Here is a 21,705-nt window from a genome sequence, read left to right on the forward strand (position 1 = left end):
GGCCCTGCCCGATCAGCGGGCCAGGTGCTTGCGGACGTCCTCGGCCACGGCCGCGCGGCCGCTCATCCGGTACTTGGCCAGGATGTTGCGGACGTGCGTCTTGACGGTGTGGAGGCTGACGCCCAGCTCGCGGGCGATCCGCTCGTTCGGCAGGTCGCTGCCGAGCAGGACCGCGACGCCCTGTTCGGCGGCGGTGAGCGAGCGGAACCGTTCCTCGGGCCCGTTGTCGATGTTGAGCGTCAGCTCGACGAGGTCCGACTGGAGCTGCTGGCAGTCGGTGACGATGCGCGCCAAGGCCTCGCGCACCGCGGCCGCGTCCGGCATGTCCAGCGCGTCCTGGGCCCGCTGCCGGACGTCGGCCACCCGCGACGACAGGAACTCGACGATGTGGTCGGCGGTGACCAGCGGCGGCGCGCCGTCGACGTCGGCGGGCAGCCGGCGGAGCGCGTCGAGGTTTTCGGCTTCCGTCGTCAGCACGCGGGCGACCAGGTCGGCCAGCCACTCGAACGCGCGCACCGAGTTGTCGTCGAAGGTGTCCGGCCGGTAGCTCTGCATCGACATCATCCCGAACACCACCGGCTCGCCCGCGCGGCCGCGGCGGAACAGCGGCGTGGTCACGGCGTCGGCGGACATCCGGCTGGTGTCGCCGGACGCGACCCCGGCGTTGAGCGCGGCTCCGTTGTCGTACTGCATCCGGTAGGTCTGGCGGTGCTTGAGCAGCCAGGCGGCCTGGCCGTGCGGCCCGTAGATGTGCGACGCCGGGTCGGTGTACATCCCGCCGTCGTAGCCGTACGGGTAGCGGACGCGGTTCGCGCCGTGGAAGAAGCCGATGTAGAAGTGGTCCAGGGGCACGATCTTGCTCATCACGGCCCGGGCGTAGTCGTAGAGGCCGTAGTGGTCGCCGCGGTAGTTGGCGTCGATCTTGTGGAACGCCTCCCGCAGGATCAGCGTCGTCTCGGCGTCGACCCGCAGCCGGGCCGGCGCGTCCGGGTCCATCATCCTCCCGGTACGCCCGCACGATGAGGTTCCGCGCCGATTACCTCACTCCGCGAGCGATGGAACCGCGGGCGTCGCGCTGCGACCGTGGACGGGTTCCGGCGAACGAGGGAGGAGTGCCGTGGAGACCCATTCAATGCGAATCCCGTCAGTTTCGAATCCATTCTCTGCGATTTGGCCGTAATTCCCGGGAATCACGGTCAGTGCGCGGCCGGGTGCGGCAGGAGGTGGCGGAGGGACTCGGACGGTTCCAGGCCCAGTTCTTCGCGCAACGTCCCCCGGCACTGCTCGTACTGGTGCTGGGCCGCCGCGCGGTTCCCGGCCGCGAGGTGGGCGTCGATCAGCACCCGGTGCGCGCTCTCCCGCAACGGTTCCGCACGCACCGCGGCCAGGCCGGCCGCCACCGCTTCGCCGTGGCGGCCCGCCGTGGTGAGCCGCTTCGCCATGGCCTCCAACGCGTACAGCCGCAGCTGGTGGTACTGCTCCTGCTCGATGAGCACCCACTCGTTGTCCGACCACTCGGGCAGCAGGTCGGCCGAGAGGTCGTCGCGGGTCCGGCGGTCGAGGATGTCGTCGCACAGGCAGGACTTGTCGAGCAGGCGGTGCGCGCGGGCGACGGCGTCGTGGATGTCGACGCTGATGTTGGCCGCCAGCGCCATTTCGTGCACCGACGCGTCGATGACCTGGTACCCGCTGCGCGAGGCCCGCCACAGCGACGAACGCAGGTTCGCGTTGGCGCGGCTCGTGGTCGCCTCCGGCCACAGCGTCCTCGCCACGAACGTGCGGGTGCGCGGCCGGTCCTGCAGCGCGAGGAACGCGAGCAGCCGCTGCGCGCTGAACGACAGCGTCACCGGGTCGTCCTCGACGAGCAGCGTGAATCCCTTCAACAGCCGCAATGTCACGATCTCTGTCACGTCAGTGCGCATCGGCTCCCCAACCTACGCCCGCCACCGATCGGATCGACCCCACCGCACAGCAATTCGCGACCCGTGTGGGAAACGTTACGCGAATTATCGATCGAGTGTGTCAACAGGGCGTCACGAAAACGTCATCGGGCCTGATCCGAGCTCGTCCAGCCAGTTTTGCACGGCCGCGAGCACCGCTTCGGCCGACGTCACCGCGAGCGGTTTCGGCTCGGCTGTGCCGACGGTGGAGAGGATGCGCACGCGCAGCTCGCCGGCTTGGCCGCCTTCCAGCCAGGCACGCAGGACCATGCTGCCGGACCGTTCCTCGGGAGCCTCCACCGACGCAGCATGCGCGCGCGCCTGTCACCGCCGCGTCGCCACCGCGTCAACGCCCGCACCGGGAACGCCGCGGTGACGCTCGCGCGACGCGTTGATCGCGGCCCCGCCACGCCACCCCTGCGATGCTGCGCCGCGGCAGGCAGGGGAGGACTGGCATGGGCGATTTCGGCGTCGTCGCCGACGTTTCGACGATCATCGTGAACCGGCTCAACGAGGCGCTGCGCCCCCTGGATCCGGTCGAGCCGCCGACCGCGCAGCTGAGCGACCTCGAGGATCGGCCGAGCAGCGCGACGCTCACGGTGTTCCTGTACGAGGTCGCCGAAGACCCGACTTCGCGCAACCGGCCGCCGGTCCGGTCGCTGCCGCCGAACGCGCCCACGAGCCGCAAGCCGCCGATGGCGCTGCTGCTGCGGTACCTGATCACGCCGTGGGGCGGCAGCCAGGAGACCCAGCACCAGATGATCGGCCGGGCGCTGCAGGTGTTCTACGACGACGCGATCTGGGCCGGCGAGGAGCTGACCGGCAGCATGGCCGGCACCACCGAGGCGCTGCAGTTCACACTGACCCCGCTGACGCTCGATCAGAAGTCCTGGATCTGGTACGCGATCCAGAAGCCGTACCGGCTGTCGCTGAACTACGAGGTCCGGGTCGTCAACCTCGACTCCCTCGACGTCTCCGAGCTGCGGCTCGTGCGCAGCCGGACGATCACCGGGGCGCCGCTGCCATGACCCGCTTCTACCCCGTGGAGACCTCGGTCCTGCACAGCCCGGCGTGGTTCGTGCCGTTCGACGAGTTCGCCCAGCGCGCGCGGGCCGCCGGCGTCGGCACCGAGCTGGACCGCTTCGACCCGGACGGGAACGTCTGGGTGCCGCAGGACACCCAGGCGATCCGCACGCCGAGCGCCGCGATCGCCTACCCGGAGCTGGGCCGGCGCCGGGGCGCGGGCGCGCGGCCCGAACGGTTCCGCGTCCGGTTCAGCGCCATCGGGCTCGCACCGCTGTACCCGGCCGACGGCGAGGACTTCGACGCGGCCGTGGCCGGGGTCGAGTTCGTCGCCACCCCGTACGACGACACCACGCCGCCGGCCGTGGACAGCGAACCGCGCGTCGTCCGGCTGCTGCCGAGCGTCGCGTTCCCGTACGGACCGGGCGTCCGCACGATCCACGGCGTCGTCGTCGACGCGGCCACGCAGGCGCCGGTGCGGAACGCGCTGGTCGAGGCCCGGGGCGTCACGATCCGCGACGGCGTCGCGTGGCTGGAGCGGACGCTGACCGACGCGGCGGGGGCGTTCCGGCTCGCGCTGCGCTGGGAGGGTGAGCCGGTCACCGGGCCGCCGCCCGTGCAGGTCTTCCACCTCACCGCCACCGAGCGGCCGGGGCGGACCGGCGCACTCGACGTCCGGTTGCCCACCGACCGGGACGTCCGGCACGTCATCGAAATCGTCCAGCAGTAGAAGGAGCTGAAACCATGCCCGAATACCTGAGCCCCGGCGTCTACGTCGAGGAGGTCGACGCGGGGCCGCGGCCGATCGCGGGGGTGAGCACCAGCACGGCGGGCATGGTCGGGGTCACCCAGCGCGGCCCGACCGACGGCAAACCCAAGCTGGTGACCAACTTCCTGGAGTTCCAGACGACCTTCGGCGGGTTCCTGCCCGAACCCGCCCCGGCGATCCGGGACGCCTGGGCGAACAACCCTGCCGAAGGTGGCCGCTGGTGGCTGTTCCCGTTGGCGGTCAAGGGGTTCTTCGACAACGGCGGCCAGCGCCTCTACGTCAAGCGGGTCGCCAGCGGCGCCGCGCAGGCCGCGTCCGGCACCGTCGGCTCGGGCCTGGTCAGCGCGATCACCCAGGACGCCGCGGCCGGGTCGACCGCGTTGCAGCTCGGCCACCTGGCCGGGTTCACCGGAACGGACGAGATCACCGTCTTCCGCGGCAGCGACAACGTCGAAATCTCCCGCACGACGATCACCGGGTACGACGCCGGCACCGGCCGGGTCACGCTCGGCACCGGGCTGAACGCCGAGGTGAAGGCCTCCCGCGGGGACTACGTGCAGAAGGGCGACCGCGTCGACACGCCGAGCCTGCGGTTCGCCGCGTCGAGTCCCGGCTCGTGGGGCAAGGCGGTCCAGGTGCGGATCCAGCCGTCGGTGAGCGCGTCGCTGCCGGCGTTGCCCGACCCGAACGAGGGCGCGCTGTTCATCACCGCCCTCGCCGCCGACGCCGACCGGGACGCCGCGTCGATCCAGGTGAACGCGGTGCCCGGGCTCGACCCCGGCCCGCTGCCCGACGACATCTGGATCCTGATCAACAACCGGCGGTTCCCGGTCACCGTGGCGGAGCCGGCCGACGGGAAGGTGACGCTCACCTTCCCGGACGGCACCACGCACGCGCCGTGGAAAGCCGGTCTCACCGTGCGCCGGGTGCGCCTGGCCAACGCCGGCGCCGGTCCGCAGCTGCGGATCAGCGGTTCCGGGCGGCTGTACGAGGGCGCGGTCACCCAGCTCGACACCGGTGACCGGCTGACCACCCTGAACGTCGTGTCGGTGGGGCCGGACGACGTCGTCACCTTCGACGCCGACACCCCGGAGCAGGTGTTCGAGACCGCTCGCCTGCGGCTGATCGAGTCCACCGTGGACACCCGGTTCGCCGACCCGGGCGGCGGCGGGGTGACCGAGACGTTCCGCAACCTGCGCCTGACCGGCGACGCGCCCGGCACGGTGGTGGGCACCCTCGCCGGCCAGTCGCGGCTGGTGCGGGCCACCGCGCTCGACGGTATCAGCACCGACCCCGCCGAGTTCCCGACGCCCGGCACCGGTTCCTGGATCTCCCTCGCCGACGACGGTGACGACGCGTTCGACGGCCTCAACGTCGGGGACTTCGTCGGCACCGACGGCGGGAGCGGCAAGCGCACCGGCATCGTGGCGCTGGAGGACATCGACGAGATCGCGATCTGCGCGGTGCCCGGCGTGTGGGCCGGCACCGTCGAGTCGGCGCTGGTGACCCACTGCGAGCAGCTCAAGGACCGCTTCGCCGTGCTCGACCCGCAGGACGGCCTCGACATCGAGGGGATCCAGGCGTTCCGGGAGCCGTTCGACACCAAGTACGCGGCGCTGTACTACCCGTGGCTGGTCGTCAACGACCCTTCGACGAACCAGTTCGTCGAAGCACCGCCGTCCGGCCACATCATCGGGATCTACGCCCGCACCGACGTCGAGCGGGGCGTGCACAAGGCACCGGCCAACGCGGTCATCCGCGGCATCCGGCTGACCGACGGCATCGCCCAGGACGTCACCAAGCGGCACCAGGACGTACTGAACCCGCGGGGGATCAACGCGCTGCGGTTCTTCCCCGGCCTCGGCCAGCGGGTCTGGGGCGCGCGCACGCTCTCTTCGGACACCTCGTGGAAGTACGTCAACGTGCGCCGGCTCTTCCTGTTCCTCGAGGAGTCGATCGACGAGGGCACGCAGTGGGTCGTGTTCGAGCCGAACGACGAGTCGCTGTGGGCGCTGGTGCGACAGACGGTCGCGAACTTCCTCACCACCGTCTGGCGCAGCGGGGCGCTCGCCGGCACCACCGCGGACGAGGCGTTCTTCGTCCAGTGCGACCGCTCCACGATGACCGACGACGACATCGCGAACGGCAGGCTCATCTGCGTGATCGGGGTGGCGCCCGTATTCCCGGCGGAGTTCGTGATCTTCCGGATCCAGCAGAAGACCCGCGAGCCCCAGCTCGTCTGACCACTGAAAGGCAAGGGACATGCCACCTGTGACGCGGGACGACCCGTACGCCGCGTATAACTTCCTGGTCATCGTGACCAACGTCAGCGACGACGGCGTCGCGGTGAGCGGGTCGTTCACCGAAGCCAGCGGGTTCGACATCGAACTGCCGGTGATCGAGTACCGGACCGGCAGCGAGGACATCACGGTCCGCAAGCTCGTGGGGCTCAAGAAGTTCCCGAGCGCCCTGACGTTCAAGCGCGGGGTCACCGGCCACATCGGGTTCTGGAACTGGGTGAAGGAGGCCCTCGACGGCCGGGTGCGGCGCACGTCCGGCTCGATCGTCATGCTCGACGAGAACCGCCAGGAGGTCATGCGCTGGAACTTCGACCGGGCCTGGCCGACGAAGTACACCGGACCGTCGTTCAACGCGACCAAGAACGAGATCGCCATGGAGACGCTCGTGCTGGCCGTCGAGAGCTTCGGCATCGACGCGTGATGGCCGGCTCGGCGCTTCCCGGCGTCTCCCTGACCTTCGAGCGCGCGGGCTCGGACGACGAACCGCTGCGCACGGACGTGGCCGTGTTCCTCGGCCGCACCCGGCGCGGCCCGGTCGGCCGGCCCGTGCGCGTCGAAAGCTGGAACGACTTCGTCGGCGGGTTCGGGCCACCGGACGGCACGTCGGCGACGCCGTACGCGCTGCGCGGGTTCTTCGAGAACGAGGGCACCACGGCGTGGGTGCTGCGGGTGTCCGGGCCCGCCGAGCCGGCCAGTGCACCGTGGACGGACGGCTTCCTCGTGGTGGCCGCCAGTCCCGGGGCGTGGGCGAACGGTGGCCGGGTCACCGTGCGGTACCGGGCCAGCAGCGTCGCGGGGCCGCCGACGGTCACCGTGCGGGTGCTCGTGCCCGGCGAGCCGGCGGAGATCTTCGCCGGAATGGCCCCCGGGGAGGTCGTCGACCGGGTCGCCGCGTCCCGGCTGATCCGGGTGGTCCCGGTCGGCGGGACGGACCCGATCCCGCCGGACGCGCCGCTCTCGCTGTCGTGGGACCTGACGCTCACCGGGGGCACGGACAGCCCGCCGGGCCGCGCCGACTACGCGGCCGCCGTGGGCACGCAGGCCGAGCTGCCGGAACCGGCACTGGTGGCCCTGCCGGACCTCGGCACCGACCTGGCCGGCGACGACCACACGGACCTGGTGCTCGACCTGCTCGGGACCGTGGCGCCGCTGCTGGACCGGCTGGTGCTGCTGGACGTCCCGCCGGGCAAGTCCACAGTGGACCAGGTGGTGGCGTGGGCCGGCGCGCTGGCGGACTTCGGCGACGAGGCGCTGCTCGCCGCGGCGGCGGTGTACCACCCGCCGCTGCGGGCGCCGTCGCTCGAAGGCACCGGGCTGCGGACGGTCCCGGCCTCCGGGCACGTCGCCGGGCTGGTCGCGCGGCTCGACGCCGAGCGGGGGGCCGCCGAAACCCCGGCGAACGCCACGTTGCTCGACGCGGTCGACCTCGACGTCGAATACCCGGAAGCGCAGCAGGTCCGGCTGTTCGAGGCCGGTGTCGACCTGGTGCGGTGCGTGCGCGGCCGCGGGCTGGTCGTGTGGGGCGGGCGGACGCTGTCGGCCGACCCGCGCCGGCTGTACGTCGCCCACCGACGGCTGCTGCACCTGCTGGTGCGGGCGATCCGGCGGGCCGCCGCGCCGCTGGTGTTCGAGGTGAACTCGCCGGAACTGCGGCTGTCGCTGGTCCGCGCGATCACCTCGGTGCTGCTGGAGGCGTTCCGCACCGGGGCGCTCGCCGGGAGCCGGCCGGAGGACGCGTTCCGCGTGGTGTGCGACGAAACCAACAACCCGCCGGAGCAGGACCCCGGCCAGGTCGTCTGCGAGATCGACGTCGCCCCGGCCGTGCCGATGGAGTTCATCGCGCTGCGGCTGGTGCTCGGCCAGGACCGCGGGTTGGAGGTGATCGAGCGGTGACCACCCCGGTCGACCAGCTGCTCGCGCTGAACGAGCCGCTGGGCAAGTTCCGCTTCCTCGTGACGCTCGCCCCGGCGGACGTCTACCTGCCCCCGGCGCAGGCGTTGCTGCTGCAGGTCGTGGCGGCGGGTGCCTTCCAGGAGGTCACCGGGATGGGGGCGCAGCTGGAGGTGGTGACCTACGCCGAGGGCGGCCGCAACGACTCGGTGCACCGGCTGCCGCTGCGCCACTCGTGGAACCCGATCACCCTCAAGCGCGGCGTGGTCCGCGACCGGCTCCTGTGGTCCTGGTACGAGACCGGCCTGCACGACTCGCTGGGCGCCCGCCGCGACGGCGCGGTGATCATGCTCGACGAGGCGGGGCGGCCGGCGAAGTCGTGGATCTTCCACGGCGGGCTGGCCGCCAAGTGGACCGGGCCGGACCTGCACGCCGAGCAGAACGCGGTCGCGATCGAGCAACTGGAAATCGCCCACGAGGGCCTGACGGCCGTTCTCTAGGGGAGGGAAGAGCGTGCCCAAGAACCTGATCATCCACAACCTCGAAGTGCGGTTCCAGGTGGAAGGCGACGACGGGGCCCTGTTCGCGCGGCTGTTCAACAAGCACATCCAGGCGTGGTCACGGCTCTACGAAGAAGAGTGCGCGCGGGCCGAGCGCAGCGACAACGACCGCAGCCTCGGGGACAGCGGAGGCCGCCGGTGAGCATCACCCCGTTCTCGCTGGTGAGCCAGGGCGCCGACGCGCACCTGGAGATCGAGCAGCCGGCGAACCCGCAGGACGTCCCGAAGCGGATCCCGCTGAAGTTCAACCCGACCGAGTACAAGCTGAGCAAGAGCAACACGTTCGCCGAGATCACCATCCCCGGTCTCGAAACGCCGCCCATCCAGTACATCCGGGGCGGCAGCGAGTCGCTGTCCGTGCAGGCGCTGGTGGACACCTCCGACACGCTCGACGACGTCCGCAAGTCCTATGTGGACAACATCAGGAAGCTGATGCGGCCGCAGAACACGCTGCACGCGCCGCCGATCGTCAAGTTCGTCTGGGACAGGACGGTGTTCCGGGGCGTGGTGGAGAAGCTGGACGTCAACTACGTGCTGTTCGCCAAGAACGGCGTGCCCCTGCGGGCCCAGCTCGACCTCACGCTGAAGGAGTACCGGCCGGCGAAGGAGCAGGCCAACGACCCGCCGCGGTCGTCGCCGACGGTGGAGAAGAGCTACGTGGTGCGCCGCGGCGACACCTGGGACCGCATCGCCGCCGCCGTCTACCGGCGCCCCGGCGCGTGGCGGGAACTGGCGCGCGCCAACGGGATCACCGATCCCCGTGACCTGCGGCCGGGGCTGGTGCTGACCGTGCCCCGGCTGCCGTGAGCGGGGGTATGCGATGACCGCGCCCGCGGGCACGAAGCCCGAAATCGCCGACCCGGACCGCTACGCGCCCGGGTTCGAGGTGGTGATCGACGGCCTCCAGGCCGACCCGACCACCCGCAACGACATCCTCGACATCAAGGTGCACCGCGACCTCGACGAGATGTCCGGCTTCGACCTGGAGCTGAACAACTGGGACGACGTCACCTTGAAGTTCAAGCACAGCGACTCCGACCAGCTGCGCATCGGCACCCGCGTGTCCGTCCGGCTCGGCTACGCCGACCAGCTGCTGACCGTCGGCACCGGGACGATCAGCTCGCTCGCGCCCAAGTTCCCGGACGCCGCGTCGCCGACCGTCTCGATCACCTGCGTGGACGGGATGCTCGCGCTCAAGGACCGCAAGCCCACCAAGGAAGAGGACAAGAACTTCGTCGGCAAGACCGACTGGGAGATCGCCGAGCAGATCGCCCGGCGCAACAAGCTGGCGTTCAAGACGACCCACGAGGGCCCGCGCCACGACCTCGTGGTGCAGAAGAACCAGTCCGACGCGCAGTTCCTGATGGAACGGGCCAAGCGGATCGACTTCGACTGCTACATCCTGCCGGACCCGAAGACGGGCGAGCAGACGCTGTACTTCATCAAGCCCACCGACGGCCGCGACAGCGCGGCGATCCGGGTGTTCCGCCTCGCCTACAGCCCCGGCCTGGCGACCGGGCCGAGCGGGCAGCCGGCCGGGCTGGTCCCGAACCTGCTCGACTTCACCCCGACGATGACCGTGTCCAACCAGGTCAGCAAGCTCACCGTGCACGGCTGGGACCCGGTGAAGGCCGAACCGATCGAGTACGTCGCGACCGCGAAGGACCTGCCCGGCGGGCAGAACCAGAGCGACGGGCAGAGCGGGCCGGAGGCGGCGGACAGCGCGGCGGGTGGGCGGCAGGAAGTGGTCGTCGACGCGCCGGTGCTCAGCCAGGAAGAGGCCAAGGAGCTGGCCATCGCGCTGCTGCGGGAACGGGCGTACGAGTTCATCACCGCGACCGGCCGGGTGGCCGGGCTGCCGGAGCTGCGGCCGGGGGACAACCTGGAGATCTTCGGTCTCGGCAAGCGGTTCTCCGGCACCTACTTCGTCAAGCGCGTCGAGCACGCCCTCAACTCCAGCGGCTTCTTCACCACGTTCACCGGCCGGAAGATCTTCCAGGGGGACAAGAAATGACGGCGATGCCCCGGGCCATGGCGACCGACCGGCGCTTCTACGGCGTCGCGCCGGCGGAGGTCGTGGAGAACGACGGCGACGACGAGGGCCGCGTGAAGGTCAAGTACTACTGGCTGGACGGCGGCGCGTCGATCAGCCCCTGGATCCGCGTCAGCCAGCTGTACGCGGGCGCCGGCTACGGCTCGGTGTTCGTGCCCGAGGTGGGCGACGAGGTGCTGGTCGCGTTCTTCCAAGGCGACATGCGGCAGCCCTACGTGCTCGGCGGGCTCTACAACGGCAAGAAGAAACCGCCGGTCGCGCACTCCGGCGGCGTGGACCAGAAGATCATCCGCACCAAGGCCGGGCACCGGATCCTCTTCGACGACAAGGAGAAGGAGATCACCATCAGCACCGCGTCGGGGGCGACGGTGGTGCTCAAGGACAGCGGCGAGATCACCGTCGAAGCCAAGACCGTCACGGTCAAGGCGTCCGACGTCGACCTCGGCGGCGGCTCGACCGAACCGGTCGTGCTCGGCAACGCGCTCCTGTCGGCCTTCGCCCAGCACACCCACCCGGCGCCGGGCGGCGTCACCGGGCCCCCGACGCCGCTGCCGCCGTCCGTGCTCGCGAAGAAGGTGAAGGCGACGTGACCGAACCGTTCCTCGGTACCGGCTGGCGGTTCCCGATCCTGCCCGACGAAGCCGGCCGGCTCGCCTACGCCGTCGGCGAGACGAGCATCGAACACTGCCTGCGCGCCCTGCTGCTCACCGCCACCGGCGAACGCGTGATGCGGCCCGACCTCGGCACCACGGTGAGCGAGTCGGTGTTCGCGCCCGGCAGCGTGCAGAACCTGCGCGAGCTGGAGCGGTCGATCGCCGACGCCGTGCGCGACTTCGAGCCCCGGGTCGAGCTTTCGAGCGTGCTGGCCGAAGCCGACCCGGCCGACGAGTCCCGCGTCACCATCTCGGTCGAGTACCGGATCCGGCGCACCAACACCAAGGCCAACCTGGTGTTCCCGTTCTACCTCGGGATGACGGGAACCACGCCATGACGCTGCCCGTGCCGAAGCTCGACGACCTCACCTGGGCCGACCTGATGGCGGCCGTCACCCGCCGCATCCCGGCGGAGTCGGACGGCACGTGGACGTTGCACGCGCCCGTCGACCCCGGCGTCACGCTCCTCGAACTGTTCGCCTACCTGCTGGAACAGCGGCTCTACTGGCTCGACCAGGCGCCGGACGAGCTGGTCGTCGCGATCCTGAAGCTCCTGGGGCTGGACCCGCCGCGGCCCGCGCAGCCGGCGTCGACGGTGCTGGCGCTGACACCCGAATCCGACATCCCCGTCGAGGTGCCCGCGGGCACGGTCTTCGCCCGCGACCCCGCCGCGGCCATCCGGTTCAGCCTCGACGACGACGTCACCGCGTTCCCGGTCGACGGCGAGGCGGCGGTCTTCACCGACCGCGACCACACCACGGACCTGTCGGCGCGGCGCGGGGTGCCGCTGCTGGCGAGCGACGGCTCCGCCGCGTCGGCCCGCTTCACACTGCCGTTGACCGGCTCGCACCCGACAACCGGCTGGTTGTCCGTGCTCTTCGAGCTCGACTCGCCGGTGCCGCCGTCGTGGTCGCCGCTCGCGGCCGCCGCCGGCCCGCCCGCCGAGCTGACGTGGTCGTGGTTCCGGCCGTCCGGCGACGCCTCCGGGCCGTTCGAGGAGGTCGAGGACGGCACCGGCGGGCTGCGCCGGTCCGGGGTGGTGCGGCTGCGCCCGCCGGCCGAATGGTCCACCGTGGCCAGGGGGCTGCAGGTGTCCACCCCGGCGGCGACCTACGCGTCGGCACCGCGGCTGCTGCGGCTGGCGGTCAACGTCTCGGCGGCCCGCCACCTCGAACACCGCACGGAGTCCGGGTTCACGGACCAGACCGATGACTGGCTGAAGCTGCCCGGCCGGCGGCTGGTGCTGCCCGACGCGGCCGGCCGGCTGCTCACCGCGGCGCTGAAGCTCGCCGGCGATGACTGGAAGCCGGTGGCGGACTTCACCTTCGGCACCTCGCGTGACCGGATCTTCCTGCTGGACCGGGCCGACGGCGCGCTCGTGTTCGGCGACGGGCTCACCGGCCGCATCCCGCGTCCGGACGGCGACACGGTCGTCGAGTACACGATCGGCGGCGGCCGCGACGGCAACGGCGGTGTCACCGGCAACTGGCTGCCCGTGCCGGCGGATGCCCCGGTGCGTGCGGCGAACGTCGTCCAGGCCGACGGCGGCGCGGACCCGGAAACCCCGGCCCAGGCCCGAGACCGCGCCGCGGGCGCGCTCGGCGAGGTGACCCGGGCAGTCACCGCCGAGGACTTCGTCACCCTGGCCGTGACAACCCCCGGTGTGGCGGTCGGCCGGGCCTACGCCGCGCTCGGCGAGCACCCGGGCTTCCCGTGCGCGCGGGTGCCCGGCGCCGTGACCGTCCACATCGTCCCGTCGGTGCCGGCCGACGCCGTGGCCGCCCCGCAACCGGACCCGGGCATGCTGTGCGCGGTCGCCGAACGGCTGGCGGACGCACGGCTGCTGACGGCCGAGGTGTTCGTGCGCGCCCCGGCGTACCGCGACGTCCGGCTGCGGGTCGATCTGTCCGGCACGCCGGCCGACCGCGTCAAGGTGTCCACAGTGGTCGGTGACGCGCTGCGCCGGTTCCTCGATCCGCTGGTCGGCGGCGACGACGGAACAGGCTGGCCGTTCGGCGAGGCCCTGCGGCCGTCGGCGCTGCTCCGGGCCGCCCAGCAGGCCCTCGGCGACCTGGCCGACGTGACCGCCGTCGCGATCGGCATCGACGGGGCGGCTCCGGCCGAGACGTGCGACGACGTCGAGCTGCGCGCCGGTGATCTGCCCGTGGTGCGGGAAGTGCGCACGCACGTGGTGCCCGCTGCCGAGCCGGGGGAGGGCTTGCTGTGACCGACGTCTGGTGGGCCCGTGACTCGGGCGAAGACGCGCGAATGGTCCCCGGCCCCGGACCGTCCGGGGTGCAGCCGGAACTCGTCGACGCGACGCGGGAAGCGGTGCGGGCCGCCGTGCGCGATCGTATCCCCGGCTACACCCCGGACTGGACCAACCCCGACCGGCAGGACGCCGGTGTCGCGCTCGTCCGGCTCTTCGGCACCCAGGCCGAACCCGTGCTCGCCCGGGTCAACCGGCTGCCGGAGAAGATCCTGGCCGAGCACCTGAACACCGCCGGCGTGCGCCGCCGCCCGGCCACCGCGGCCACCGCGCTGCTGGAGTTCACGGTGACCCCGCCGGACGGCGCCTCGGTGCTCGTGCCCGCCGGCTTCCAGGCCGCCGCGTCCGGCACCGACGGCGACATCGTCTTCGAAACCGGCCAGGACCTCTACGCCACCCCTGCCACCCTCGCCGTGCTCGCGGTGCAGCGGGGCGGCGCGCTCGAACCGGTCCCGCTCGGGCCCAGCGGACCCGGCCGCCCGTTCGCGCCGTTCGGCACCGAACCGCAGCCCGGCAACGCCCTCTGGCTCGGCCTCGACGGCACCGCGAGCCCGTTCCCCTCGCTGTCGCTGGGGTTCGTGATCGCGGCCGCGCCGCCGACGCCCGCGGCCGCCGGCGGGCTCGTGCCGCCGCCCGTCGCGCCCCAGCCGCTGCTGCGCTGGGACGTGCTGGACGGCGGCCGGTTCGTCCCCGCCGAGATCGTCCGGGACGAAACCCAGGGGCTGCGCGCCAGCGGCACGATCGAGCTGCGGCTGCCGCGCACCTGGGCACCCGGGCAGCCGCCGACCACCCGGCCCGGCCCGGCCCTGCGCTGGCTGCGGCTGCAGGTCACGAACGGCCTCGTCACGGTCGCGCCGCCGCTCGTGTCGGGGCTGCGGCTGAACACGGTCGCCGCCACCGCCGCCCGCACGATCCGCGACGAGGCCCTGGAACCGATCCAGGACCCGGCCGCGCCGTCGCAGCGGCGGCAGTTGCGGCTGAGCCAGGTCCCGGTCCTCGCCGGCAGCGTCGTGATCGAGGTCGACGACGACCCGGGCACCGATCTGTTCGGGACCACCGAGGAGAACGCCTCGCGGTGGCAGGAGGTGCCGAGCCTCGCCGCGTACGGGCCGGACGACCGCGTGTTCGTCGTCGACTACGACACCGGGATCGTCACCTTCGGCGACGGCGTCAACGGCGCGCCCGTCCCGCCGGGCTTCCGCAACGTCCGGGCCGTGCGGTACCGCGTCGGCGGCGGCGCGGCCGGTGCGGTGGCGGCCGGCGCCGTCAACGGCGTCGTCACCGCGCGGCCGTTCGTGACCGGTGTGACCAACCCGTTCCCGGCCACCGGCGGCGCCGACGCCGAGCCGGACGCGGACGTCGTGCGGCGCGGGGTGGGGGAGCTGCGGTCCCGCGGCCGCGCCGTCGCCCCCGCCGACTACGGCCTGCTGGCGCTGCGCGCGCCCGGCGCCTCGATCGCCCGCGCGCACGGCGTGCCCGGCCTGCACCCGGACTTCGCCGGCGCGCCCATCCCCGGCGTCGTCGGCGTCCTCGTGGTACCGCCGATCGAGGCGGGCGCGACCGAGCCGCCCGTGCCGACCGCCGAGACCCTGCGCGCGGTGGCCGGGTACCTCACCCGCGAGGTGGCGCCGGCCGGCATCACGGTGGTCACCGGCCCGGTCGCGTTCCGGCGGGTCGCCGTCGAGGCCCGGGTCGTGCTCGACGCGGACCAGGACCGGGCCGCGGTGCTCGCGCGGGCGGCCGACGCGGTGTCCAGGTACCTCGATCCGGTGCGCGGCGGGGAGGACGGCGGCGGCTGGCCGTTCGGCGGCGCCGTGCGGCACACGCCGCTCGTGCGCCGGCTGCTCGCCGTGGACGGCGTCCTGGCGGTGTCCGGGCTGTCGCTCACGGCCGACGGGCTGCGGCTGCCGCCGTGCGCCGACCACGCGATCCCGTCGGACGACCTGGTGTGGCCGGAACGCCCGCTGCTGATCCCGGTGGAGGAGACCCCATGACCTGTGCCCCTGCCACCGTCACGTTCCGGCTCCTCGACGACGTCGTCGGGTGGGACCAGGACGCGGTGTCCGACGTCGTCGGCTTCGAGGACGCGGCCGGGGTCCGGCTCGCCTACGCCGGCGCGGACGCGGACGGGCCGACGCGGACGCAGCTGCTGCCGTGGTTCCCCGACCCGCGGCTCGCGCCCGGCTGCGGGCCGTGCGGCTGGTTCCTGCTGTCCGGCAAGCGGTTGCTGCGCCGCGACACCTGCGCCGGCGGCTGGCGGCCCGTCTGGGCCCCGTACTGCGACCCCCGGCTGCTGCACGCACCGGCCGCGGTGGCCGCGCGCGGGCACCGCGTCGCCGTCGTCGACTCGGACCGGGTCTTCGTGTGGCGCAACGAAGGCGACCACCTGACCGCGGTGATCCCGCTGCGGCACGCCACGGTCGTCGCGCTCGCGCAGGACGAGCAGCTGCTCGTCGCGCGTGCCGGCAGTCACCGGCTGCGGCGGTACGGCGCCGACGGGCGGCTGTGCGAGGTGATCCGGACGTCCGTCCGCGGCGAGATCATCGGGATCCGCACCGGACCGGGCCGCACGATCTGGCTGCTCACCGAGGAAGCAGGCCGGTTGTGGATCTACCGCGACGGGCGTGAGTCCACAATGGACGAACTGACCGCCGCGCTGCCGCCCAGCAGTCTCGTCGGCGCGGACGACGACGGCTTCTGCCTGCGGGAGGAGGGACCCGACGGCGACGTGACCTCCTGCTACGACTGGGAGGGCGAGCCGCGCGACGAACCGGCTCCGGCAGCGGGGCAGTTCGCGACCGAGGGCAAGTTCACCACCGGCCGGATCGACAGCGGGATCTCGCGCTGCCGCTGGCACCGGGTGCGGGTCGAGGCCGACGTGCCCGCGGGCACGTCGGTGTCCGTGGCGGTCGTCGTGTCGGAGGACGGCAAGTTCGCCGCGAGCGACTGGCAGACCGCCCCCGCCGGCGTCACCGACTTCCTCGTCGACCAGCCACCCGGCCGCTACCTCACGGCCCGGGTGGGGCTGTCCGGCGATTCGTCGGCGACACCGGTGCTGCACCGGATCCGGCTCGACTTCCCGCGTTCCACCAGCGCCGACCTGCTGCCCGCCGCGTTCCGGCAGGACCCGGCAGCCGACGACTTCACCGAACGGTTCCTGTCGCTGTTCGACGCCACCACGGCCGAGATCGACCGGGTCGTCGAGCGCTACCCGGCGCTGCTCGACCCGGCGGGCGTGCCGGACGGGGCGCTGCCGTGGCTGGCCGGGCTGCTCGGCCTGTCGTTCGAGGCGGGCTGGGACGCGGACACGCGCCGGAAGCTGATCACGGCCGCGCCCGAGCTGTACCGGCGGCGCGGCACGCCCGGCGCCCTGAAGGCGGCGATCGGGATCGTCTTCGGCGTGGAGCCCGTCGTCGACGAGCTGGCCGGCGACCGCCACTGGGCGCAGGTGCGCGCGGCCGCGGCCCCGCCGTCCGCCCGCGGCCTCGGCTCGGTGCGGCTGTTCGGCCGCTCGGCGGCGCGGCTGCGGCTCGGCACCTCGACGCTGGGCGGGGCACCGCTGCGGGCGTTCGGCGACCCGGACACCGACCCCCTCACCGAACACGCCCACCGGTTCCGCGTCCTGCTGCCCGCCGGCGCGGCCGACGAAGACGCGGTGCGGCGCCTGGTCGTCCGGCAGGTGCCCGCGCACACGAGGGGGTTCGTGCGCGTCGGCGGGACGGGGTTCGTGGTCGGCACGCGGTCGACGGTCGGGGTGGACACCGCGTTCGTCCCGCTGCCGCCGCCGGTGGTGGGCGGGGCGCGCTTGAACCACGACGGAGTACTGAGACCCGGGCCACGGGGTGCCCGCCACGGCGTGGGCGTCGGCGTGGTGTCCGCGGTCGGGGTCCACACGCGAGTGTCTTGAGAGGACAGAAGAGAGATGACCGAGGCAACGACACACGAACAGCCCTTCCGCCGGCTGCGGTACTTCCACGGGCAGCTGCTCACCGCCCGCGACTTCCAGCGCGAGCAGGAGTACTTCCGCGAGAAGCTGAAGCTGCGGATGCGCTGCCTGCTCGGCTACGGCGTGGTGTGCGGGCTGCTCGTCGAACCCGCCCCGCCGGCCGACGACAAGGAGAAGCACGAACACCAGGCCCGGGTGCGGATCACCGCCGGGCTGGGGGTCGACTGCGACGGCAACGAGGTGCTCGTCCCCGGTGGCTGCGCCATCGACCTGTGGGACGCGGTGCACGAGGACGAGCGCACCGGCGGTACGACGGTGTGGGTCGGCGTCGAGTACACCGAGCGCGCGGTCGAGCCGACGAGGACCGTCTTCAACTCCGCCTGCGCGGACACCTCCGACTGCGACTTCGGCTACACCGAAGAGAGCTACTGCGTCCGCGTCACCACCAAGACGCCGCCGAAGGACGACCGCTGCGAGACCTGCTGCACCCCCTGCGAGCACAAGGTCCTGTGGCTGGCCCGGATCGACGACGTCGACTTCGGCAAGCCCGTCCGCGCGGAGCAGATCCACCTGAACGTCCGCCGGTTCTTCGGCTGGCACGTGCCGACCGTGATCACCGGGATCAACTGGCGCCATGGCCACACCTACACCGTCGACCAGGCTAAGGAGCTGCTGGGCACGCAGAAGAACTCGGGCGGGCTCGTCGTCGAGTTCTCCGACGACGTCCGCGTCGACAGCCTGCGCCGCGGCGTGGTGGAGATCCAGGTGATCGAGGGCGGCGCCGGCCGCAACGCCGACACCTGGTACATGGGCGGGCAGTTCGAGGAGCCCACGCCGAAGGACGGCGAGTTCACCCGCCGCTTCCGCTACCGGCAGACGACCCGCGAGACGCTGCAGGACGGCGACCGCGTGCTCGTCACGGTCCGCGCGGCGTTCCTGCTCGACCGCTGCTGCCGCCCGGTGGACGGCACCAACGTCGGCGGCCGGGTCCCCTTCATCGGCCGGGTGCACGCCGACGCCGAAGCCGAGACCGAAACCGGCCACGGCCACGACCCGAAGCCCGAGCCCGACCCGACCGGCTGCCTGGTGCCGCCGTCGGGCATCGGGCCGTGGACGTCGGGCACCGGCGCGGGCGGCGACGTCTTCGAGAGCTGGTTCTTCATCACCGAGGAGCGTTCATGAGCAAGCCTGATTGCGGGTGCGGGTGCGGCGGGACGTCGGCCTTCCCGGCCGCGTTCGTCCGGCCGCGGTTCTTCGCGGGCCAGCTGCTCACCGAGGACGACCTGTCCCTGCTGACCGACTACGTGGCGGGGAAGGACCGGCTGCACAACCGGATGCTGTCCGGCCCCGGCGTCGTCTGCGGCCTGGAGGTGTCCTGCGACTCGTGCGCGGGCGGGACGGTCCTCGTGCACCCCGGGCACGCGCTCGACTGCTGCGGCAACGACATCGTGCTGTCCTGCAAGGAAAAGGTCGACGTGCAGGCGCTCGTGCGCGAGCTGCGCGTGTCCTCGCCCGGGGTCGAGTGCGGTGACCCGTGCGACGACGGCGCCCGCCACTACGGGCTGTACGTGCGGTACGAGGAGAGCATGGCCGACCCGGTGGCGCCGTTCGCCACCGAGGAGCCGTGCCCGTCCCCGGGCTGTGTGCCCTCGCGCGTGCAGGAGGGTTTCCGGTTCGTCGTCAAGTGCGACACCACCGACGACCACCGCTACAACCCCGGCACGCGGCTGCTGGAGCGGATCGGCCCGCTGGACAAGTACGAGGCGGTGCGCCTGCGCGCCCAGCGGCTCGGGCTCTACCTCGACGCGATGTCGCTCGCCAAGGCCGCCTCGACCCGGACCATCGAGCTCGCGCCGGCCGACCGGACCCGGTACGAGGAATCGCTGAAGTGGCTGCAGGAAAACGCCGAAGTGGTGCTGACGCCGCCGGTCGTCGCCGAGATGACCGAGCGCGTTCGCGCCGTGGCTGGCACGCTCGCCCGGTACGACACCTACGACGCCGACGCGCAGCCGGGGCTGGAGCTCGGCGACGTCGGCACCGCCCGGCAGGTCCTCGGCGCGGCGTGCGACCGGCTGGACGGGACCGACGCGGAGAAGATGTGGCCCGAGCCGGTGCACCGCTCGATCGCGGTGGCCGTCGTGGCCGAAGCGCGGGCCCGGGTCGTCGAGCCGGCCCACGACGCGCCGCTCGAGGTCCGCCTGCTGGCGCAGGGCACTCCGATCGGCAACGTGCTGCACGCCGAATTCCGGTCCGACCTGGTCCAGCTCCGGGAATGGCTGCTGGGCCGCCTCGACCGGGTGCCGGGCGTCGCGGACTGCACGCTGCGCGACCAGGTGCGGCAGGTGGCCGTGCCACAGCCGCTGCCCACTCCGGAACCGGACCCGGCGCAGCGGCTGACGATGACCGACCTGGACCAGCTCGCCGACGCCGCCGGCAAGCTCACCCGGCACCTGCAGCGGTTCGTCACCGACGCCGCGTGCTCCACGCTGAACCCGCCCTGCGTCGACTGCACCGACAACGACGTGCTGCTCGCGCACCTGGAGCTGGACGGCTGCGACGTGGTGCGCGTCTGCTCGGCGACGCGGGAGCAGGTGCTGCCGGGCGGCTCGGCATACGGCGAGTGGCTGCCGAAGCTCTACCGGCTGCGCGAGCTGGCCGAGCGGGTGTGCTGCCAGCCGCCGCCGGTGTACCGCGCACCGACGCCGCCGCCGGACGGCCTGGTGCCGGCGGCCTACGTGGCGGGGCTGCTGGTCCGCTGGCCCCGGCACACCGACCTGGACCGGATGTGGAGCCTGCTGGTCCGGCCCGCGCCGGGGGAGACGCCGCCGAAGCCGATCCACGAGCAGGTGTACACCGTGCCGGACGAGGTGACCGACAGCCTGCAGGAGATGAACGCGTTGCGCGGTCAGGTGAGCGACCTCGTCGCGACCGTGGAGGCGTTGCGCGGGCAGCTGGACTCCGCGCGGGAGCAGGTTTCGCGGGTGCGGGAGGAACTGCCGGACCGGCTGTCCGACCGGCTTTCGGAGCTCGAGAACGCCCCGGAACCCGCTTCGGAGGAAGACGAGGAGGAGACGGTGAAACCGAAGCCGCCGCCGCGGCGCACCCGGTCGACGTCGAGCCGCAGCGGCGGCACGGCCCGCAAGCCGCGGTCGGGTGAGTCGTCGTGACCGGTCCACTGCGCCCGGAGTTCCGCGAGGGCCAGGTGCTCGCGGCCGCGGACCTGGCGGCGACTGTCGCCTACGCCCGCGCGACGGCGGTCCGGCATGCCCGCCTGGCGCACGACTGGGGCATCGCCGACGGGCTCGGCCTGACGACCGAGAACCGGACCGACCCGGCGACGGGTGCCCGGTACGTCGAGGTGAGCGTGCAGGCCGGGCTGGCGGTCGACGGGACCGGCCGCGAGATCGTGGTGCCGGCGCCGGTCGTGCTGTCGGAGGCGGACTTCGCGGCGGTCAACGGCGCCGACCAGCCCACGACCAAGCCGTACCCGGTGTTCCTCACCGCCGCCGACCGGGCCCAGCCCGCCACTGGGCCCGCGTCGTGCGCCGGTTCCTCCGGGCCGACGCGCGTGGAAGAGTCCTATCAGATCCTCTTCCGGCGGCTCGGTGACGAACGGCTGGTGGCCGACCAGCAGCCACCCGCGGTGAACGCCGCGCCGGTCGCCCCGCCTGCCCAGTGGCTGGTGCTGCTGGGCTTCGTCCAGTGGACCGCCGGGCACTTCACCGCGGTGTTCCCGACGGCCCGCGGCGTCGGCCCGCGGTACCTCGGCGTGCGCGCGGACACCGTCTCGGCCCGGTCCGGCTCGCTCGCCCTGCGGACGCAACCCGAAGTACAGGAGGGGAAACCGGCGCTGGTGCTGTCCGGATCGGACGCTCCGACGCTGGTCTACGGGCTGTACAAGGGAACCGGCGCCGTCGACCCGCTGCTGACCGTGGAGTCCAACGGCAACCTGACCATCGCGGGCAGCTTCTCCGGCCGGATTTCCGCGGGCAGCGTGCTGGCGACGTCCGGCAGCGCGACGGACGGCGTGGTGCTGCCGCTGCCGTCCGGGGTGACGCCCGAGGAGGTCGCCGACGGCCGCGTGTCGCTGCACGTCCACGTGACCCCGCGGATCCCGCCGACGGCGACGGGTTCGGCGCTGACCAGCCCGGCCGAGGCCACTGTGGACGGTGACCGGCGGGTGCGGTGCCGGATCCGCGTCTACGACCCCACGGCGGCCCCGGCGCAGGTCTTCGAACAGCCGGGCGTGGTCGACTTCCTGGTCCTGGCCACGGTCGCGGCGACGGGTGGGGGTGGCTGACC

Annotated in this window: 20 protein-coding genes; 17 read left to right on the forward strand and 3 right to left on the reverse strand. The window is 72.8% G+C overall.

The window, feature by feature from the left end; translation table 11 throughout:
• Nucleotides 1-12: 12 nt before the first annotated feature.
• The 3 genes from ACERZO_RS04220 to ACERZO_RS04230 all read right to left on the reverse strand — a co-directional run bounded on the left by ACERZO_RS04220 (nucleotide 13) and on the right by ACERZO_RS04230 (nucleotide 2,240).
• Nucleotides 13-996 (reverse strand): response regulator transcription factor, encoded by a 984-nt coding sequence (locus tag ACERZO_RS04220; protein ID WP_372661919.1) that lies wholly within the window; start codon nucleotides 994-996, stop codon nucleotides 13-15.
• 200 nt (nucleotides 997-1,196) lie between these two features.
• Nucleotides 1,197-1,922 carry an AfsR/SARP family transcriptional regulator gene (locus ACERZO_RS04225; protein ID WP_372661922.1) on the reverse strand — a complete coding sequence of 242 codons (726 nt, stop codon included), beginning with the start codon at nucleotides 1,920-1,922 and terminating at the stop codon, nucleotides 1,197-1,199.
• 111 nt (nucleotides 1,923-2,033) lie between these two features.
• Nucleotides 2,034-2,240 (reverse strand): hypothetical protein, encoded by a 207-nt coding sequence (locus ACERZO_RS04230; RefSeq protein ID WP_372661925.1) that lies wholly within the window; start codon nucleotides 2,238-2,240, stop codon nucleotides 2,034-2,036.
• A 155-nt stretch (nucleotides 2,241-2,395) separates the two neighbouring features.
• Here ACERZO_RS04230 and ACERZO_RS04235 point away from each other — a divergent pair, with 155 nt between their 5' ends.
• The 17 genes from ACERZO_RS04235 to ACERZO_RS04315 are packed head-to-tail and all read left to right on the forward strand — an operon-like array spanning nucleotide 2,396 to nucleotide 21,703.
• On the forward strand, nucleotides 2,396-2,968 hold the full coding sequence (locus tag ACERZO_RS04235) for a DUF4255 domain-containing protein (RefSeq protein WP_372661928.1): 573 nt from the start codon (nucleotides 2,396-2,398) through the stop codon (nucleotides 2,966-2,968).
• Nucleotides 2,965-3,693 carry a carboxypeptidase regulatory-like domain-containing protein gene (locus ACERZO_RS04240; RefSeq protein ID WP_372661931.1) on the forward strand — a complete coding sequence of 243 codons (729 nt, stop codon included), beginning with the start codon at nucleotides 2,965-2,967 and terminating at the stop codon, nucleotides 3,691-3,693. The genes ACERZO_RS04235 and ACERZO_RS04240 overlap by 4 nt, the downstream gene beginning before the upstream one ends.
• Before the next feature lie 14 nt (nucleotides 3,694-3,707).
• Nucleotides 3,708-5,975, forward strand: a complete 2,268-nt coding sequence (locus ACERZO_RS04245) for a phage tail sheath C-terminal domain-containing protein (RefSeq protein WP_372661934.1) — start codon at nucleotides 3,708-3,710, stop codon at nucleotides 5,973-5,975.
• Nucleotides 5,976-5,994: 19 nt separating this feature from the next.
• A complete protein-coding gene (locus ACERZO_RS04250; RefSeq protein WP_372661937.1) occupies nucleotides 5,995-6,453 on the forward strand; it encodes a phage tail protein in 459 nt (152 codons plus the stop codon).
• Nucleotides 6,453-7,925 (forward strand): phage tail sheath family protein, encoded by a 1,473-nt coding sequence (locus ACERZO_RS04255; protein ID WP_372661940.1) that lies wholly within the window; start codon nucleotides 6,453-6,455, stop codon nucleotides 7,923-7,925. The genes ACERZO_RS04250 and ACERZO_RS04255 overlap by 1 nt, the downstream gene beginning before the upstream one ends.
• Nucleotides 7,922-8,422 carry a phage tail protein gene (locus tag ACERZO_RS04260; RefSeq protein ID WP_372661943.1) on the forward strand — a complete coding sequence of 167 codons (501 nt, stop codon included), beginning with the start codon at nucleotides 7,922-7,924 and terminating at the stop codon, nucleotides 8,420-8,422. Before ACERZO_RS04255 ends, ACERZO_RS04260 begins: the two co-directional genes overlap by 4 nt.
• Nucleotides 8,423-8,435: 13 nt before the next feature.
• Nucleotides 8,436-8,624 carry a putative phage tail protein gene (locus tag ACERZO_RS04265; RefSeq protein WP_372661946.1) on the forward strand — a complete coding sequence of 63 codons (189 nt, stop codon included), beginning with the start codon at nucleotides 8,436-8,438 and terminating at the stop codon, nucleotides 8,622-8,624.
• Nucleotides 8,621-9,289, forward strand: a complete 669-nt coding sequence (locus ACERZO_RS04270; protein WP_372661949.1) for a CIS tube protein — start codon at nucleotides 8,621-8,623, stop codon at nucleotides 9,287-9,289. Before ACERZO_RS04265 ends, ACERZO_RS04270 begins: the two co-directional genes overlap by 4 nt.
• Nucleotides 9,290-9,302: 13 nt before the next feature.
• Nucleotides 9,303-10,496 (forward strand): phage late control D family protein, encoded by a 1,194-nt coding sequence (locus ACERZO_RS04275; protein ID WP_372661952.1) that lies wholly within the window; start codon nucleotides 9,303-9,305, stop codon nucleotides 10,494-10,496.
• Nucleotides 10,493-11,125: a phage baseplate assembly protein V gene (locus ACERZO_RS04280; RefSeq protein ID WP_372661956.1), complete on the forward strand. Its 633-nt coding sequence runs from the start codon at nucleotides 10,493-10,495 to the stop codon at nucleotides 11,123-11,125. Before ACERZO_RS04275 ends, ACERZO_RS04280 begins: the two co-directional genes overlap by 4 nt.
• Entirely contained in the window at nucleotides 11,122-11,526 is a 405-nt protein-coding gene (locus ACERZO_RS04285) for a GPW/gp25 family protein (protein WP_372661959.1), read from the forward strand. Before ACERZO_RS04280 ends, ACERZO_RS04285 begins: the two co-directional genes overlap by 4 nt.
• Nucleotides 11,523-13,415: a putative baseplate assembly protein gene (locus ACERZO_RS04290; protein ID WP_372661962.1), complete on the forward strand. Its 1,893-nt coding sequence runs from the start codon at nucleotides 11,523-11,525 to the stop codon at nucleotides 13,413-13,415. Before ACERZO_RS04285 ends, ACERZO_RS04290 begins: the two co-directional genes overlap by 4 nt.
• Nucleotides 13,412-15,451, forward strand: a complete 2,040-nt coding sequence (locus tag ACERZO_RS04295; RefSeq protein ID WP_372661965.1) for a putative baseplate assembly protein — start codon at nucleotides 13,412-13,414, stop codon at nucleotides 15,449-15,451. Before ACERZO_RS04290 ends, ACERZO_RS04295 begins: the two co-directional genes overlap by 4 nt.
• Complete coding sequence (locus ACERZO_RS04300) at nucleotides 15,448-17,364, forward strand: phage tail protein (protein WP_372661968.1); 1,917 nt, start codon at nucleotides 15,448-15,450, stop codon at nucleotides 17,362-17,364. The genes ACERZO_RS04295 and ACERZO_RS04300 overlap by 4 nt, the downstream gene beginning before the upstream one ends.
• 15 nt (nucleotides 17,365-17,379) lie before the next feature.
• The gene (locus tag ACERZO_RS04305) at nucleotides 17,380-18,585 is read left to right on the forward strand and encodes a hypothetical protein (RefSeq protein WP_372661970.1); all 1,206 of its coding nucleotides are present in this window, start codon (nucleotides 17,380-17,382) and stop codon (nucleotides 18,583-18,585) included.
• Nucleotides 18,582-20,570 carry a hypothetical protein gene (locus ACERZO_RS04310; protein ID WP_372661973.1) on the forward strand — a complete coding sequence of 663 codons (1,989 nt, stop codon included), beginning with the start codon at nucleotides 18,582-18,584 and terminating at the stop codon, nucleotides 20,568-20,570. Before ACERZO_RS04305 ends, ACERZO_RS04310 begins: the two co-directional genes overlap by 4 nt.
• A complete protein-coding gene (locus ACERZO_RS04315; RefSeq protein ID WP_372661976.1) occupies nucleotides 20,567-21,703 on the forward strand; it encodes a hypothetical protein in 1,137 nt (378 codons plus the stop codon). The genes ACERZO_RS04310 and ACERZO_RS04315 overlap by 4 nt, the downstream gene beginning before the upstream one ends.
• Nucleotides 21,704-21,705 lie beyond the last annotated feature (2 nt).

Source organism: Amycolatopsis kentuckyensis (assembly GCF_041679295.1).
GTDB lineage: Bacteria > Actinomycetota > Actinomycetes > Mycobacteriales > Pseudonocardiaceae > Amycolatopsis > Amycolatopsis kentuckyensis_A.